A 16,163-nucleotide genomic window follows, 5' to 3' on the forward strand; every position below is an offset into this window, starting at 1 on the left:
GATCGCTGTGGGCCTACGGATATCTCGCCAGTGATAGCCCTGTTTCCAGTGTTCCAACATTGAATAGAGCCAATCTGACGACACAGCCAGGGTTTCTGCCGCTGCTGGAGTCGTGACCCAATCAGGAGAAGGGTTCCTAACTTTACGCCTGGGCATGATCATCCCCTCCGATCGCTAGAAATAACTGTCCTTCTCTCTCTTGCTTCAGCCGTCGTTTGGTTGCCATTGCGGCCAGGTCATAGCGGCAATGGCATGGAGCACACAATGCCCTGAGATTTTCGGGCCTGCAATCTTGGGGAATGTGGTTCAGGTGGGCAACGGTGAGAACAAATCGGCCAAACTTGGGAACCTGATGTAGCCCAAATTCCTCATTTTCCTCTGTCTCAAATAGGTCAGGAGACTTATCCCAAACCCGATCAATCAGCTCTCCATCTGACTCACCTGGTCTGCGACAATCCCGACCGCACTGCTGGCACTTCCAGCCAGCCGCTTCCTTGATCGCTAGGGCGATCGCTTCCCAGTTTTCCGGGTAGAGCCGTCTATCCATGGGCATTGTCACCACCTCCCTGCTTCAAAACCTGTACGTCATTTATGGCAAACACGCTATTTCTACCGGTCTGCTGATTTCGGACCTTCACCCGTTTCCGGTCTCGACTGAGGGAGATGATCAGGCTGTCTCCGGTCAATTCATGGAAGAGAGCATCTGGAAGCTGATTCAAAGGAATTTGTGGAAGCTCTTTGAGGGATGGCCGCAACTCCTTCCAGGGCAACTTGTCAGAGCCGCTCCTAATCCAGCTCCCACCCCCACAAATGGTCACCAGGTCACCGACACCAGGGGGGTGATTTTGGGATGGATCACCTTTTTTTTGACTCTGGGTAAGGGTTTGACCCAAAAGGTGATCCGCCTCCTGTGTCGGATCACCTTCTTTTTTGGGGGGTGGATCACCTTTTTTTTGACTCTGGGTAAGGGTTTGACCCAAAAGGTGATCCGTGATCTCTCTTATTCCAGAAAGTTTTTTTTCATTAGCACTCTCACCGGGAGAGTGCCAATTATTATTTTGTTTAAAAAAGTGCGGATCACCTGGATCACCTTTTTTAAAAACCTCTAAAACTCTCTCTGAGTCTTCTTTTAAAGGGTGATCCAAAAGGTGATCCGATGTATAGAGTGGATCACCTTTTTTAGGGACGAAGTATAGATAAGCCCGTTGATTCTTTGCAGTTTTAGTGACCTTTCGTTGAATCAAACCTTTGCTCCATAACTCACTCAGGAGTTTTCTGGCTTTCCCCCTGGAGATATTGAGGAACTCTGACACCTCGATCGCGGCATAGGCTGTCCCAATGCGATCGCCCTCCGATAGCCAGAGCTGAATTTTCTTCTCTTGGGTCAGATCCTGTTCCTGCTCTCCCCCTTCCTCACCCAAATAGGTAAAGCTGAGGTCTTCCTCATGGAACTTGAAGTTATAGCGACCTGGGGGGCGACCCAGACGCATCTTTTGCACCCTGAGAACTCTCTCCTCTGGAGAATTGCCAACTGCCATGGCCCACACCTCAGACACGCTGTTATGGATAGCCCTGGTCCCTCTGGCATTCCCGCTGGCGTTGGAGTGGTGAATGATGATGACGGTGGTTCCCGTCCGGTTGGCCAGGTTGGTGAGCTGTAGGACGGGCCTTGCATACTCGGTATCGTTCTCCGAGAAGATGGAATTACGGTTGATGGCGGTCAGGCTATCGATCACCAGCAGCTCTGGCTGATCTCGTTTGATTGTGGCCTCCAATGGAGCCATGGCTTCAATCTGCCAGTCTTCCAAGATTCCCAGGTTTGGGTGTTCACCGATGCCACGCACATCCAGCCGCTCTCCGAGGATGACGCCCGGTTCGTCTACCTGCACCATCAACACCCCCCCCTGCTGTACCTGGTAGCCCTGCCAGGGCTGACCAGTGAGGACGCTCTCTACAATTTGGTAGGTAAATAGGCTTTTCCCCACCCCGCCGTCGGCGTGCAGGAGCAGTACAGACCCCTTGGGAATCCAGCCATGGATCAGCCAGTTTACACCAGCGCTATACTTTTCCTTCAGCTCCTTCGGCGTCAGCGGCATGACGGGGGCCTGCTTGGCTAGGGCCTTGTTGTAGGCATCCATCAGTTGCCTGGGGGTGCGATGAAATTTTCGGGCCAGGGCCTGAATCTTCCATTCCCTCAACCCGGGGTCAGAGATGGCTTCCAGGGCTTCCACCTGTCGGACCACACTGTTGAACTCTACCTGGTCAAGGTCCAGCCCCAGCGTAGTGGCAGCGACCCGCTCTGCCTCTTGCTTCACCAGGTCAAAGCCAACCCCATAGGTTTTGGCGATCTGGCCCAGACGGAAGGAGGAAAAGAGGGGATTTTTGAGTACCTCGATCAGCTCTGCTTCCAGGCGGTTGTCTGCTTCCCGCTGCAGCCAGTCGAGTTTTTCATCTGCAATTTTGTCATTCATAGCATTTCCATGAAAAAAAAAAGAGCCGTGCGATCGTGCAGGGCTCCACATCTTGGAAGAAAACAGTCATATCAAGCTTTCCAGGCATTGCGCCGTTTGATGGAGGTTTGCAACGCCTTCAGACTGCTGAGAGTGGTCTGAAGGCGTTGCCCATCAGCACAGCCAGGATAGAGGCTATTCATCAAGGTGAGCAGGACCGTCGTGGTCACTAGGTTGGCTGAGAGGATGGCCGTGATCTGGTTCTGCAGGGCCTGGGAATTCTGCTCCAACCTTCTAATGTCCTGTTCAAGCTGTTTCAGTAGTTCGATTTCTGTTTCACTCATAGCCTTGATATAGTTAGTAAACTTGTTCCATCGGCATGTCTAAAAAGCCCGCCTGCTTTGGGTCAGCAGACGGGCTTTTTCATTTGGATTCCCCGACTGCAAACTCGCACAGCCAGAGACAGATCACCTTTTTGACTTCTGGTTCCCGGTGTTTGCGCTCCCGGAGTGGGTAGCGAGACAGGAAGTGCTCCAAATAGCTCTCTGTGCTGAGCATTAGCCCCAGAGCATCTGGGACAGAGAGATTGAATTCTGTGGCCCATTTGTCGTCAGCCCGATAGCCCAGGAAGGCTTTCAGAGAGCGCAGGTAGGACTTGATTTTGTACTCAGGGAGGTTCATGGTTGACCTCTATCGTATTCATTCCCATCCAGCAGAGAGAGCTGTTTCAAATCTGTGGTGGACACGCCACGAAACCAGGCTGTTCTGAGGGGAAATCCACTCCGGATATACGTAACCACGGCCTGGAAGCTTTCGCATTCAGGCCAGGTCGAGTACATCATTTTGGCTAGCTGTTGCACCTGTTCCTCGGTCAGCTCTGCCCCATTAACCAGGTAGCAAAGGGGTGCTTCTTTGCCCCTGGGGCGTATTGGCATGATGAATAGCAGGGGGACCAGGCCAGAAGGAAAGATTGTGGCAAAGGGATTGTCTTCACACAGATGTCCAAATGTGGTCATGCCGCCTCCTGGTCTTGAAATTGAGACAGCAGCTCAACCTCCAGGTCAATGAAACCCTTCTCCCACGCAAGGATAGAAAGATTCCTCAGGCGATTCTCTGCAACGGTCCTGGGAATAGGGGGTAACGTCACTTTTGCCCCCAGATGAAAGAACACGGCCTGGTCATCCTCGGTGAGATTGTCCAGACGATAAAACGACCCCTTTGGGGTCTGAAAAAGGTCTCCAATCTGCATGTCATATACCTCTCAAATGGTCTCCACAGGTTCTTCCCCTGTGGGTGAGAAACTGTTTAAGCAAAGGCGGGTGTAGTTCCCCAACTCCGACCCCGCCCCTGCTGTCCACCTCGTAAAACGGTAAGCGTTAGCAATTCAACCCTACCGTAAATCGTTTTACGAGTAAAATGATTTACGGTAAAATGAAAGATGACATACCCCATGAATCTCAACTCGTGAAACTCAGAGAAAAAGCTGGCTTAACTCAAGAGGCTCTCGCCCAAGCACTGGCAGTAACCGATCACACGGTTAGAAACTGGGAAAAGGGAAGAGCTGAACCGAGATTGACTATCAGGCAAGTGAAAACGCTGTGCCGGATTCTTCAATGCTCGTTAGAAGATTTGCCGGATGACTTTGGTCCTGTTGAGAGCTGACCAAATTAAAAACCAGGGTCCTGGCTGTCCACGTCAAAACCCTGGCTACTCACAATCAAGGAGCAACCTAATTATGACCGACGAACGCGGCAGCGGGCGATAGCTGCACAATAGAACCAGGGGAGTGACCCTATCACCCCCCCGGTCATGCCCACAGTTACCTTCACTAACCGGAGCACCCTCATTATGACCAAGATGAAAGCCTTTACCGTCGCGATCCATCGGGAAGAGGATCAGTATGTGGCTGAATGTCTCGAAGTCGGTACAGTAGACCAGGGCGAAACTATAGAACAGGCCCTGGAGAATCTGAAAGAAGCTACCCGGCTCTACTTGGAAGCAACGAGCCAGACAGACTTTACCCCTCGGTTTGTGACCAGCATTGAGGTGGAATGTGCCTAAGCTACCTCGGATTTCTGGTTCTGAAGCTGTGAAAGCACTGGGCCGGATGGGGTTCTATTTAGACCGTCAAACTGGGAGCCACGCTGTGCTAAAGAAGCCTCTGGTCAATGAATCAGAGGAGCCATGTGGGGAAGTTGTTTGTGTCGTTCCCTTGCATCGGGAGCTAAAAACCGGAACTCTAGCCGGAGTGCTCAAACAGGCCCAAGTCAACCCCGAGGAATTTATCTCGAATCTCTAAAGTTCAAACTCACAACCACACGGGAGTCATCACTGACTCCCTTTCTTGCTTTTGAGGAAAACCTGATGAACGATTTACTTTCGACGGCAGAAGTTGCCGATCGCCTGGGAGTGAAACCTGGAACAGTCCGCTCCTGGTTCCATCGCTATCCCGAACTCTTCCAGGAGGGAACCCATTACGTCAACGACAAAGGCAACAAGCTCTGGACCGGTGCAGGATTCAACCTGTTTCAGGTCCGTGCAACGCAAGATGTAACGCAGGGTGCAACGGGTAGCGTTGCGCCTTCCGTTGCAGACCCGATCGATCAGCAGCTCCAGCCGGTGGCAGATGCGATCGCCCTGGCCGCGATCGAACAGCGGTTGCCGGGACTGGTGCAGGGCAGTATCCATCGCATCCTGAACAATCCCACGGACCTGGACAGTCAGAAGCTGGCATCGATGCTGGATCGACTGGGCCAGAGCCTGGGCCTGTTGCAGATGAGTAAGGCCCTGGCCAATGGCCTGAGCATTGCAGTTGCAGCAAGTGTGAAACAACTGGAGGGCATCCCCGATGGAAGGCAATGATAAGGCCCTGCTGGTGGGAGTGCTGGGAGCCTTGCTGGTGGTCTGGCAGTGGACAGGAACCCAGGCATTGAAACGGGATAACGATCGGCTTCAAGCCCAACTGTTGCAAGTGCAGTTGCAGTTGCAGAGTTTTCGGGAAGGGGTGCTCTCAAAATGACACCCCTAACCGGAGCCAGAAGCCCACCAGTGACCAATGACCAATAACTAAATGACCAAAACCATATAAGGAGATTCATCCATGGGATTCATGACCGCTCTATTTGGCAAGAAAACCGCCGTTGCACCTGCAACCCACAGCCTGCCCGTTGCACCTGGGGGAGACCTGGACACTCTTCGGAGTGCGCCCCTGGTGCAACAACCCCGCTACTTCGACAAGCCCCAGGCCGATGCCCTCCAGCAACTGGCCAGCGATCGCACCGCTGGAGCAAGGCAGACCGTCAGGGCCTACAACCACCTCACCCGGATTGAGGAGGCGGATACCCGTGTTCATCGCGCCCATCGTCGTTATCAGGGAGCCGTTGCAGACAACAAACTCACCCGCGATCGCGCCGATGCCCGGTTGCAACGCAAGGGGCAACAGTTGCGACCGGAGTATGAACGACTGCATCAGGGAGTGCAACGGGCAACTCAAAACGCTGACACCCGCATTGCTGAATTGCGTCGTCTGATGGGGGCCTGATGACCAGAGCGATACACCTGACCGCCTATTTCCTGGTGGGGTGTATCGCCTCCACTATCCTGGCCTGGATGGGAGGCTTACACCCCGCTCTGACCCGGTTTGCCGTTGCCATTTACCTCCTGGTGGGGATGGGCTGGCTGGCATTCCTGCTCTTTGATGATGCCCTACTCAAACCCTTCCGGCTCACCCTGCTGGAATACCGGGCGGTGTTGATTGCAACGATGGTGGCAACGCTGATTGGAATTGCTACGGGGGTGATGACATGTTTGCAGAGTATCTGAAGCTGGGGGGCCTACTCTCCCTCACCCTTAGCTTCTGGCTCTTACCTGTCTGTTTCCCCCTGAAGCGATATGAGCAGGGGATATCACTGGCGATCGCCCTGGTGTCTGCCGTGGCCCTGGTCCATCATTCCCGTTGCACCCTGCAACAGGAAGACTACGATCGGCAGTTCCAGTTAATGGACCAGGAGTTACAGCGATCGGAGCTGGCGTTGCAGACCTACCAGGCGGAACAGGCTTTGCAAGAGCGATACTTGCAACCGTCAACGCTGGAAGTACTTCCGCTTCCACTTCCCGGAAGTACTTCCACTTCCGGAAGCACTTCCACTTCCACTTCCGGAAGCACTTCCACTGAAGACAGCACGTTGCTGGCTGAAATCAGGAAGTTGCAGTCTCAGGGTATGAGTCCAACTGCGATCGTCAAATGTATTTGGGGCACTTCCTCAGGCCGATCGTTTCAAAGGGCAATGGCCCATTACAAACGGCTGACCAGGGAATGACTGCAACGCTGCAATGCCTTGCCACACAAACCCACGGATATACCTAAATAGTATCTGTGGGTTTCTCTGCTGAACTGGCGAGGACTATTGTGTTGAAGAGGACTATTGTGTTGAAATTGATCGTGCTTCAGAGATCGTCTTGCCCTTCACCCAGATGCGATCTCTGACTAGCACGGTTCTTATACTGGTTAGCTTGTAAACGACACATCAATGCCAGATTTTGACGAATTTGCATAGTTTCAGGGTGAGCAAGACCCAATATCTTTTCTGTGAGGTCAAGAGCCTGTTGATAGAGGGGTTCCGCCTCAGCATAGTGTCCCTGGGATTCGTAGAGTCCCGCCAGATTGTTGAGACTGGTGGCCACATCGGGATGCTCGGACCCCAACAGTCGCTGTCTCAGCTCCAATGCCTGCTGATAGAGGGGTTCCGCCTCCAGGTAGCGTCCCTGGGATTTGTAGAGTCCCGCCAGATTGTTGAGACTTAAGGCCACATCGGGATGCTCCTCCCCCGACAGTCGCCGATACATCTCCAATGCCTGCTGATAGAGGGGTTCCGCCTCCAGGTAGCGGCCCTGGGAGTAGTAGAGTTCCGCCAGATTGTTGAGACTTTGGGCCACATATGGATGCTCCTCTCCCAACAGTCGCCGATGCAGCTCCAATGCCTGCTTCAAGAGGGGTTCCGCCTCCAGGTAGCGGCCCTGGGAGGAGTAGAGATTCGCCAGACTGCTAAGACTGGTGGCCACATCGGGATGCTCCTCCCCCAACAGTCGCTGTCTCAGCTCCAATGCCTGCTTCAAGAGGGGTTCCGCCTCCAGGTAGCGTCCCTGGGAGTAGTAGAGTCCCGCCAGATTGTTGAGACTGGTGGCCACATCGGGATGCTCCTCCCCCAACAGTCGCCGATACAGTTTCAAGGCCTGCTGATAGAGGGGTTCCGCCGCAGCGTAGCGTCCCTGGGATTTGTAGAGTCCCGCCAGATTGTTGAGACTTRAGGCCACATCGGGATGCTCCTCCCCCAACAGTCGCTGTCTCAGCTCCAAGGCCTGCTTCAAGAGGGGTTCCGTCTCAGCGTAGCGTCCCTGGGATTTGTAGAGTCCCGCCAGATTGTTGAGACTTAAGGCCACATCGGGATGCTCCTCCCCCAACAGTCGCTGTCTCAGCTCCAAGGCCTGCTGATAGAGGGGTTCCGCCTCAGCGTAGCGTCCCTGGGAGTGGTAGAGATGCGCCAGATCGTTGAGACTTCTGGCCACATATGGATGCTCTGGTCCCAGCCGTGTGTTCACAATGGCCAGACATTGTGAACGCCAGGGCAGGGCCTGACTGTAGGCTCCCTGAGCCTCATAGAATCGCCCCAGGGCTGAATAGAGCCAGACTAAATCTGCATCCGGAATCGCATCTGATAGGTTCCTGACTACTTCAGCCAGATGGGGAATCCCAGGAGCCAGCGCCTCAATCTGCTTCTGCACCAGGGTCTCAGGCACCTGTTTTGCTACTTCGGTCAGGGTCTGACCCAAGCGCTGCTTCCAGGCGGCTGCCTCAGGCCGTTGAGCACTCTTCTCCTGGAAAAACTCGCGAATCAAGGGATGAAGCTGATAGGTCCCTGGAGCAAAGCGCTGCAACAAATGCAGGGGGCATAGGGTTCCATCTCGCACTGCTTCCAGGCTCTCTTCCTCCCAGTCTGGTAAACACTGCTCCACCAGGCTCCAGGGAATCGGAGCCGGAGCCAGCAGGCTGAGCAAACAGCCTAATTGCTGGCTCTGGTCATCCAGATCCTCCCAGCTCAGGTCAAAGGCTGCCGCTACCCCCAGTCTGGCAGTCATGTCTCCGTCTACTTGCTTCAGGGCTGGAGTTTGCAGCCGCTTCCCTTCTAATCGCTGCTGCATGGTCTGCAAGCTCAGGTCAGGCCGTTGGGTCAGGTATCGTCCCACCAGTTCCAGTCCCAGGGGCAGGTAGCCTAACCAGTGGCACAGGGCCTGAGCAGCTTCCCGCTCTGCCTCAATTCGCTCTGCTCCCACCAGCACTGTCAGCAGGTGCAGGGCTGCCTCCTGATCCAGCACATCTAAAGCCAATTGCCGGATGGATGCCCCCAACGTTAACCGGCTGGTCAGGAGCACCTGAAAGCGAGGACTGGCGGTTGGGAGATAGGGCCGCAAGGCTCCATAGTCTGTCACATCGTCATAAATCAGCAGGGCATCCCCATCGGGCCACAACCGCCAGACCAGGGCCACTTGGTCCTCTAACGCCTGGTCTTCTGGGATCTTCAGCATCAACTGATTGCGGGCAAACCGGACAATCTCAAATCCCACATCCGTTCCCCGCACCGAAAGCCAGCAGACCCCAGCCCGATAATTCTGTTGGTATTGCAGGGCATATTGCAGGGCTAGCTCTGTCTTTCCCACGCCCCCCATGCCTTTGATGGCTGCCGTCACCCCAACCCTGGATTCCCGTTGCAACAATTCATGCAACTGCTGCAACGGCTCTGCCCGACCCACAAACTCAACTGCACCCCCACGGGGCAGATTTTGCGGGATGCCCACGGGTTGGGCACTGGCTTGACGCCAGCGATCGTCCCCCCGATGAAACGCTCCCTGCACCTCCACTAGCGCTGGTAGCTGCTCCAGAATCGTCTCCACCAGAACGGCTCCACCCCCCAGGTCGATCGAGCGATCGCGGGTGAACTTCACCATGCCGCAGACCTTACCCGTCGTCACATTCAGCAGGGGTGCCCCACTCATCCCAGAACGTACCTGCCCCAGCTTGAACTTAATCAGCGGGGGGCGATCGCCCGTTAACCCTTCACAGGTAAACGTCGCAGGACAACCATGGGGAAACTCCACATCGGGATAGCCGAAGGTATAAAGTTCATGTCCCCTTTCAATCTCCGGGTCCAGGTAAACACAGCCCGGTTCTGTCTGGACATCGGGCACCCGTAAGAGCGCAATGTCTACCTCTAACAACAACTTCTCAACGATCGCCGTTGTCAATGCTTCCTGTTGCTGCCACCGCACCCTGATCGGCTGGTCCCCAGCATCCTTGACCACATGGGCACAGGTCAAAATCAGGTCAGGAGCCACAAAGAAGCCAGACCCCCAGCCTGTTCTACCGGGAATCGTCAGCTTGACTGTACAGTGTTGCAGTAAACTCTCCAGAGACACGACACCTATGCTCCCGGTGGCTGGGTCTTGGGTTTCTCATCCTTCGACCATTCCAGGGTGATTTCCAGGTTTGCCTTACTGGCTCCCTTCACGATCGCCGCTGTTAATTGCCCCGCTTCGATCGCCACCTCCAGGCCAAACTTGACCGTGGCCTTGTCAGGCTTCACTTTGTTCAGCGGACCTGCGATCGCCTGAACGATGCCCTCGATCGCATCTGTCACCGGCTTAAAGGGCTTGATATCGAACGCCACATCTTCCCGGCCCGTTTGAGTAACTTCCACCTGGATCACAGTGCCATTGGGCAATTCAACCGGAATTCGCGTCAGGCGTGAGTCTTCAGAATACATAGAATACCTGTACTGATACAGTCAGTTATCTTTGTGTTCTCAATCATACTTAGCCTGGATTAGTGGTCAGGGCGATCGTCCAAGTCTTTAAAGATTTACTCCCGGAGAATCATAAAAAGAACCATCCAGTTACGGAGCAGTTACGGAGCAGCAAGCCAGTTCCAGTTAATGGACCAGGAGTTGCAGCGATCGGAACTGGCGTTGCAGACCTACCAGGCGGAACAGGCTTTGCAAGAGCGATACTTGCAACCGTCAACGCTGGAAGTACTTCCACTGAAGACAGCGCGTTGCTGGCTGAAATCAGGAAGTTGCAATCTCAGGGTATGAGTCCAACTGCGATCGTCAAATGTATTTGGGGCACTTCCTCAGGCCGATCGTTTCAAAGAGCGATGGCCCATTACAAACGCCTGACTGGGGAATGATTGCAACGCAACTCTTTAATAGCGCCCTCGATCTCTCTCCAGGTCAAGGATGGTTTTCTCTAAAACCCACTCTATCGACCTTCCTGGATTTCGTTCTGAAGTTGACTGAAAGAGCCGTTTAGCGGTTTTTTCATCTCTGGTCAAGGTCAAGAGTCGCCTGTAGAGCTGAGATATCTCTTTACCTTCCCTGTAGGGGCGAGAATCGAAGTGAAAAACCTGAGGGGGTAGGGGAGCTGCTTTAGGGGGGCGTAGTGGGGGTGCAGGAGGGGCAACGATAGGACGCTTGACTGGTTGAATCAAACGTTGATGTTGATATCTCCTGTGTTTTTGCTGTTTCTGAATCTCGCAAATGATAACGATGACCAGATAACCGATTACGAGGATAGCTGCCAGTAGCATTAGGGCATTCTGAAAGAAGAGTTAGGGGCCTCCGGATGAACGGAGGCTCTTCTTTTGGCATTAATATACTTGACACACCGAAGAGATTATTCTTTGCGTAAATAGTAATTTTGGGGCTATAGGCCGAATGATTCGGCCTATAGCCCCAAAATTGGGATCTTAGGTGGAAAGTTTCAGTCTATTTATTGTTAGACGCGCGACTCGAAGTCGTTCGGGGGAGTTGGAGAACGCCCAAAACGTTCTCCCTGTCAGTGTTCAGGCAGATGTCCGCCTCGGAATGTTCAATCAGTAATGAGAGGGCAGTATCAGCAGACGAGGTTAAGTGTCCAACAAACCTGAAGCCAAAACCAGGTGCGAGGGCTAGGGCAAGGTTGCTACGGATAATGCAAATGAATCCTTGATGAGGCTTCGTTAATTAAGGTGCTCGAAATGGCTGATACGAGCATGTTGGGGCATAGGAGGGTCGGTAGCGTCTAAATATCGATCGAGAACACCTCGCCCCCGGAGTAGAGAGGAGTCCTAAGGCAACCACATCTCCACCCCGTGCGAAACGAGGAAACTCCGATAGAGTCCGAATCCTGCCTTCAGCATTCGGTAAGCCAAGGGCAACTGCGGTCGAATCCTCTAGCGGAAACAGGATGTCCTAAGAAGCGAACGCCGTCCGCCGAAAGGCAAGCGGAATCCATAACGCGACGGATAAGGCCAATGCCTAACCCGAAAGGGTGCAGACGTGGGACAGGTGCTCTCCAGAAGTGACGTTGAGAAGAGACCGAACGCTGAGGGAAGAGTTAGGTGCAGGCTAGTTTTGCAAACGTAACCCAGCGCACGACCGATTGGCAAAGCGTCAATTGGCGCAAAGCTCATCGGATGGTGAGGAATCTGAGACAGCGCATCTTCAAGGCGACCCGACAGTTGGAGTGGAAGCGAGTCAGAAACCTACAATGGTTACTGCTCAAGAGTTACTCAAACATGCTGATAGCAGTACGGCGGGTGACTCAAATCAACCCCGGCAAACGGACAGCGGGAATCGATAAGTTGCTAGTGAAAACTGGCCCTGCAAAGGCCATTCTCGTGGATGCGCTGAAGCAATGGATTCCCTGGAAACCGTTAGCTGCAAGACGAGTGTACATCCCCAAAAGTAATGGTAAGCACCGTCCTCTGGGCATACCCAGTATCATCGACCGTTGCCTACAAGCGATGGTGAAGGCAGCATTAGAGCCTTGCTGGGAAACTCAGTTTGAGCCCATCAGCTACGGGTTCCGTCCAGGTCGCAGTGCCCAAGACGCCATTGCTCGTATCTATGTCAGCGCCAACCCATCCGGACATAAGAAGTGGGTACTTGATGCCGATATTTCAGGATGCTTTGACCACATCGACCATGACTTCCTGTTACAACAAGTCGGGAACTTCCCGGCCCGAGGGTTAATTGCCCAATGGTTGAAAGCAGGATACGTGGAAAATGGAGTCTTGCATTCGACAGCGGCAGGCACCCCTCAAGGTGGGGTTATCTCACCCCTGTTGGCAAATATAGCGCTGCATGGAATGGAATCTGCTCTCGGCATCACTCGATATGCTGATGGCACGATTAAAAAGGATGTTAGCAAACGGATTGTGCGATACGCTGATGACTTTGTTGTCCTGTGTGACAGCCAAGCTGAGGCCGAACAAGCCCAAGTCAACCTTCAACAATTCCTGAGTTTAAGGGGGTTGAAACTATCTGAGGAAAAAACGCGGATAGTTCACCTATCAGAAGGATTCGACTTTCTGGGATTTAATATTCGCCACTATCCCAGTCGCACCGCTCGTACGGGATGGAAGCTCCTGATCAAGCCTGCCCAAAAGAGTGTGTCAACCTTTCGCGAGAAACTGCGGCAGACCTTTAAGCGGCTTCAGGGCAGCAACGCGATGAGTCTGATAAAAGTGCTCAACCCGATGATTCGCGGTTGGGCCAACTACTACAGAGGAGTTGCCAGCTCGAAAACTTTCAGCAAGCTGGGTTACTACATCTTCTGGAAACTCAGACGCTGGATTAGCAAAACCCATCCCAACAAGTCCTATGGCTGGCGTGACCATCGCTATTGGGGTGAGCACCCTGCTTATCCTGGTAGTCGATGGTGCTTTGTTGATAAGGACACAGGCATGGTATTTTACCGCATTGGCTCTACCCGCATTCAACGGCATGTGTTGATTCAAGGCGATGCTAGCCCTGATAATCCTGACCTTCGGGATTATTTTGAGCAACGCAATCAGCGTTCAAGGCAAATCGGTGATTATCCTAAAGCAGCGCAACAGGTCATCCAGTTGCAGCAAGCCCTGTGCCCCAATTGTGGACAATCTCTTTTCAACCAAGAGGAGGTTCATATCCATCACCAAGTGCCACGCCGTCAAGGGGGGACAAATCATGCTTCTAATTTAATGGCTGTCCATATGGTCTGCCATTTACAATTGCATCGGTAAGCGTAGAGATTGCTTGAGCCGTGTACAGTGAAAGTTGTAAGCACGGTTCTGAGGGGAGGGAGGGGGCTATATCTGAAACCCCTTCCTTTACCCGACCGCTTCAGTCCTCGGTTAGGGCAGTGCTTGGAAATCTCTAGTAGGGCACATGACATTTTATCCCGCAGCCTCGACTCCCATTTCGGGAAAGATGTGTATAATCTGCGTTTAGGCGTTCTGCTTACTAAATTTCAGTCGGAATCGAAATATTGGCAGAGCGGCTGTACTATATATAAGTGTATTTATTAGCCTAAGCTAAGACCTAGCGAGGCTTTGTTGAGGAGAGAATTATTGATGTCTAGCTTGAGTCAAACCAGCCAAAAAAAGCAACGTGCCCCTATGAATCGTACTCTCACGCTGGATGAGCAGGATAAAGCTAGATTAACTCTTCGTATCCTTAAAAAATTACCTTCGACCCCTTTCTCTGAACCACCCACAGGTACTATCCAAGGTAATTGCCTCGAAGTAGCTAAACTCCTACCAGAAGGGTTTGTGGATCTTCTGGTTCTCGACCCGCCCTATAACCTCAATAAAAGCTTTAATGGGCGTAAATTCTCAAGGCGTACAGTTGATGAGTACGCAATTTGGTTAGACGAGGTTGTTAGCACATTAAAACCTCTCTTAAAGAAAACAGCTTCTATTTATATTTGTGGCGATTGGCTGTCCTCTGCTTCAATATTCACAGTTGCATCATCACATTTTGTGGTACAAAACCGGATAACTTGGGAACGTGAAAAAGGTCGAGGAGCCAAATCTAACTGGAAGAACTCCAGTGAAGACATTTGGTTTTGCACTATGTCAGAAGATTACACTTTTAATGTTGATAATGTAAAGCTTCGGAGGAAGGTTATCGCACCTTATAGAAAGGATGACGGAACACCTAAAGATTGGGAATCTACAAAGGAGGGGAATTTCCGGGATACTCATCCTTCTAACATTTGGACTGACATCACTATTCCATTCTGGTCAATGCCAGAAAACACAGATCATCCTACTCAGAAAAGTGAAAAATTAATTGCAAAGCTTGTATTGGCAAGTACTAACTCTAACGACTTTGTTCTAGATCCATTTCTTGGAAGCGGCACTACTTCTGTAGTTGCAAAGAAGCTTGGTAGGAAATATTTAGGCATTGAGTTAGACGAAGAGTATAGTTTGCTTGCTGAAAAGAGACTAGAGATTGCAGAATTAGAACCTGAAATTCAAGGTTTCTCTGACGGGGTATTTTGGGAGCGTAATACGCTCGCTATTCAGCAAAAGGGGGTATTTAGTAATGCCAAGCCCAGTAGAGAACAATTACCTCTCCTCAATTTCTGATTTAATTCAGTTTCTTGATGACTACACACAGAGGAATACTTTCTTTTCAAAGGAAGCTGTAGCAATTGCTGTCAAGAACCACTTTGCTTTATTAAGAAGCAGATCGGTCTATCACAACGATTACTTAGCAATTCGTTTCTCAGAAGCAAGTGGCTCTTCCTTTTCAAATACTATATTGGGGCTTTCAACACTAAGGAACTATGATGAGCGCCCTTTTTTTGTTTGTGTTATTAGGTCTAGAAGCATTGAGCTGCTTCTTTCAAATTCCACCTTCTTGAAGAAAGTTAGCCATAGTTCTCAACAACTCCGTGTGGATAACATACGTGGTAGTTTTTTAGGACATGATATTTTACGCGAGTACGAGGGTATCCCAAATACTCCTCAAAACTTTGAGAACCTCTTTCTTATTCACAAGGAGTTTGGCTGGGAAGAAAATCTCGCTAGATTAGTTGAGGCTACGAACAATATTGTTCCGTCTGGTAGTCGGTACTCACCTATTCTACAGGAGCGAAATAATATTATAGCTTCTGCTGAAATTGCTCATACGCTTTCATCTAGTTCTGAATACTTATCGCTTGGTGAAACTTTAGCTCAAGTAGTAGAAGAAAATCGATCAACAATTTTAGACATAGGCAATATAGAAAACATTAATATAAGAGGAAATCGAATTGAACAAACAATTACAAATGCAGCAAATTTTCACGGGGTAGAAGATTTAAGTTATACCTTAAGCATTGGTTCAAGAGTATTGATTGACATAAAAACAAAAATTCTTACGCTTGCTTCTAGCCCTAAAGGATACAACATTGACAAAGTTTTAAGAAGTCTTGGCGCAGGGAATACCGTTTTTTGCTTCTTTTTTATAGGCTTGGATATTGATGCCCAAAACTTATCCACACGCTTAATTTCTATACTGGATCGTTCAATATTAAATGCTACTAAGTAGTCAGGAGGAATTAAATATAAAACGTTCCAGGGAGTAATTGCCCCTACTACTACGAGCTTGCATTCCCTCGATGATCGCATCGGCTAAATCAACTTCATGCTCAAACATCCGCCCAGCAATTTCATGGGTTTTGAGTTGATGCCACTGCTCCTCGATCCGATTCATCTCAGAACAGTAGGGTGGCAACCAGAAGAGGAACAATCCTTGGGCTTGCCACTTGAGCCATTGTTGCTGAGCCAGACGACTGGTATGGGCAGAGCCMTTATCTTGAACAACTACCGTTACTCGCCCCGTTTGCGCCAGGGTAACMGATGCCTTCTCG

The 16,163-nt window shown here is 51.4% G+C and carries 20 protein-coding genes and 1 pseudogene; 12 read left to right on the top strand and 9 right to left on the bottom strand.

The features are described 5' to 3' along the window. Positions 1-142: 142 nt before the first annotated feature. From BST81_RS25385 to BST81_RS25410, 6 genes are all read right to left on the bottom strand, one after another. Positions 143-553: an HNH endonuclease gene (locus BST81_RS25385; protein ID WP_075601307.1), complete on the bottom strand. Its 411-nt coding sequence runs from the start codon at positions 551-553 to the stop codon at positions 143-145. Then, a complete protein-coding gene (locus BST81_RS25390) occupies positions 540-2,471 on the bottom strand; it encodes an AAA family ATPase (RefSeq protein ID WP_075601308.1) in 1,932 nt (643 codons plus the stop codon). Before BST81_RS25390 ends, BST81_RS25385 begins: the two co-directional genes overlap by 14 nt. Before the next feature lie 71 nt (positions 2,472-2,542). Then, positions 2,543-2,794, bottom strand: a complete 252-nt coding sequence (locus BST81_RS25395) for a hypothetical protein (RefSeq protein ID WP_075601309.1) — start codon at positions 2,792-2,794, stop codon at positions 2,543-2,545. Between the two features lie 79 nt (positions 2,795-2,873). Then, positions 2,874-3,131 (bottom strand): hypothetical protein, encoded by a 258-nt coding sequence (locus BST81_RS25400; RefSeq protein ID WP_075601310.1) that lies wholly within the window; start codon positions 3,129-3,131, stop codon positions 2,874-2,876. Beyond that, positions 3,128-3,466 carry a hypothetical protein gene (locus BST81_RS25405; RefSeq protein ID WP_075601311.1) on the bottom strand — a complete coding sequence of 113 codons (339 nt, stop codon included), beginning with the start codon at positions 3,464-3,466 and terminating at the stop codon, positions 3,128-3,130. Before BST81_RS25405 ends, BST81_RS25400 begins: the two co-directional genes overlap by 4 nt. After that, positions 3,463-3,699, bottom strand: a complete 237-nt coding sequence (locus BST81_RS25410) for a hypothetical protein (protein ID WP_075601312.1) — start codon at positions 3,697-3,699, stop codon at positions 3,463-3,465. Before BST81_RS25410 ends, BST81_RS25405 begins: the two co-directional genes overlap by 4 nt. Positions 3,700-3,866: 167 nt before the next feature. On the opposite strand from BST81_RS25410, the gene BST81_RS25415 reads away from it, so the two are divergent. The 8 genes from BST81_RS25415 (at position 3,867) to BST81_RS28290 (ending at position 6,769) form a co-directional block, all read left to right on the top strand. After that, complete coding sequence (locus BST81_RS25415) at positions 3,867-4,112, top strand: helix-turn-helix transcriptional regulator (protein ID WP_253188491.1); 246 nt, start codon at positions 3,867-3,869, stop codon at positions 4,110-4,112. A gap of 186 nt (positions 4,113-4,298) precedes the next feature. Next, positions 4,299-4,511, top strand: coding sequence for a type II toxin-antitoxin system HicB family antitoxin (locus BST81_RS25420; protein ID WP_075601326.1), 213 nt, complete (start codon positions 4,299-4,301; stop codon positions 4,509-4,511). Further along, positions 4,504-4,749: a type II toxin-antitoxin system HicA family toxin gene (locus BST81_RS25425; protein ID WP_075601313.1), complete on the top strand. Its 246-nt coding sequence runs from the start codon at positions 4,504-4,506 to the stop codon at positions 4,747-4,749. Before BST81_RS25420 ends, BST81_RS25425 begins: the two co-directional genes overlap by 8 nt. Positions 4,750-4,814: 65 nt before the next feature. Then, positions 4,815-5,312, top strand: coding sequence for a sigma-70 region 4 domain-containing protein (locus BST81_RS25430; RefSeq protein ID WP_075601314.1), 498 nt, complete (start codon positions 4,815-4,817; stop codon positions 5,310-5,312). Then, the gene (locus BST81_RS28285) at positions 5,299-5,469 is read left to right on the top strand and encodes a hypothetical protein (RefSeq protein ID WP_171974851.1); all 171 of its coding nucleotides are present in this window, start codon (positions 5,299-5,301) and stop codon (positions 5,467-5,469) included. Before BST81_RS25430 ends, BST81_RS28285 begins: the two co-directional genes overlap by 14 nt. An 81-nt stretch (positions 5,470-5,550) precedes the next feature. Beyond that, a complete protein-coding gene (locus tag BST81_RS25435) occupies positions 5,551-5,991 on the top strand; it encodes a hypothetical protein (RefSeq protein WP_075601315.1) in 441 nt (146 codons plus the stop codon). Then, positions 5,991-6,272, top strand: a complete 282-nt coding sequence (locus tag BST81_RS25440; RefSeq protein ID WP_075601316.1) for a hypothetical protein — start codon at positions 5,991-5,993, stop codon at positions 6,270-6,272. Before BST81_RS25435 ends, BST81_RS25440 begins: the two co-directional genes overlap by 1 nt. Beyond that, on the top strand, positions 6,254-6,769 hold the full coding sequence (locus tag BST81_RS28290; protein WP_075601317.1) for a hypothetical protein: 516 nt from the start codon (positions 6,254-6,256) through the stop codon (positions 6,767-6,769). Before BST81_RS25440 ends, BST81_RS28290 begins: the two co-directional genes overlap by 19 nt. 127 nt (positions 6,770-6,896) lie before the next feature. Here the strand turns inward: BST81_RS28290 and BST81_RS25450 are convergent, their stop codons facing one another. Both BST81_RS25450 and BST81_RS25455 read right to left on the bottom strand, forming a co-directional pair. Beyond that, complete coding sequence (locus BST81_RS25450) at positions 6,897-9,920, bottom strand: tetratricopeptide repeat protein (protein ID WP_075601318.1); 3,024 nt, start codon at positions 9,918-9,920, stop codon at positions 6,897-6,899. A gap of 5 nt (positions 9,921-9,925) precedes the next feature. Continuing rightward, positions 9,926-10,267: a CU044_2847 family protein gene (locus tag BST81_RS25455; RefSeq protein ID WP_075601319.1), complete on the bottom strand. Its 342-nt coding sequence runs from the start codon at positions 10,265-10,267 to the stop codon at positions 9,926-9,928. A 62-nt stretch (positions 10,268-10,329) separates the two neighbouring features. Between BST81_RS25455 and BST81_RS27795 the strand changes: the two genes are divergently transcribed. From BST81_RS27795 to BST81_RS27800, 4 genes are all read left to right on the top strand, one after another. Continuing rightward, the gene (locus tag BST81_RS27795; protein ID WP_143780499.1) at positions 10,330-10,689 is read left to right on the top strand and encodes a hypothetical protein; all 360 of its coding nucleotides are present in this window, start codon (positions 10,330-10,332) and stop codon (positions 10,687-10,689) included. Between the two features lie 1,191 nt (positions 10,690-11,880). After that, positions 11,881-13,545 carry a group II intron reverse transcriptase/maturase gene (gene ltrA, locus BST81_RS25465; RefSeq protein WP_075601321.1) on the top strand — a complete coding sequence of 555 codons (1,665 nt, stop codon included), beginning with the start codon at positions 11,881-11,883 and terminating at the stop codon, positions 13,543-13,545. A gap of 330 nt (positions 13,546-13,875) precedes the next feature. Then, a complete protein-coding gene (locus tag BST81_RS25470) occupies positions 13,876-14,895 on the top strand; it encodes a site-specific DNA-methyltransferase (protein WP_075601322.1) in 1,020 nt (339 codons plus the stop codon). Beyond that, positions 14,852-15,841, top strand: a complete 990-nt coding sequence (locus BST81_RS27800) for a hypothetical protein (RefSeq protein WP_143780500.1) — start codon at positions 14,852-14,854, stop codon at positions 15,839-15,841. The genes BST81_RS25470 and BST81_RS27800 overlap by 44 nt, the downstream gene beginning before the upstream one ends. Positions 15,842-15,994: 153 nt before the next feature. Here the strand turns inward: BST81_RS27800 and BST81_RS29020 are convergent. Next, positions 15,995-16,163, bottom strand: a pseudogene (locus BST81_RS29020) (IS630 family transposase); the annotation flags it as partial.

The organism is Leptolyngbya sp. 'hensonii', from assembly GCF_001939115.1.
Lineage (GTDB): Bacteria > Cyanobacteriota > Cyanobacteriia.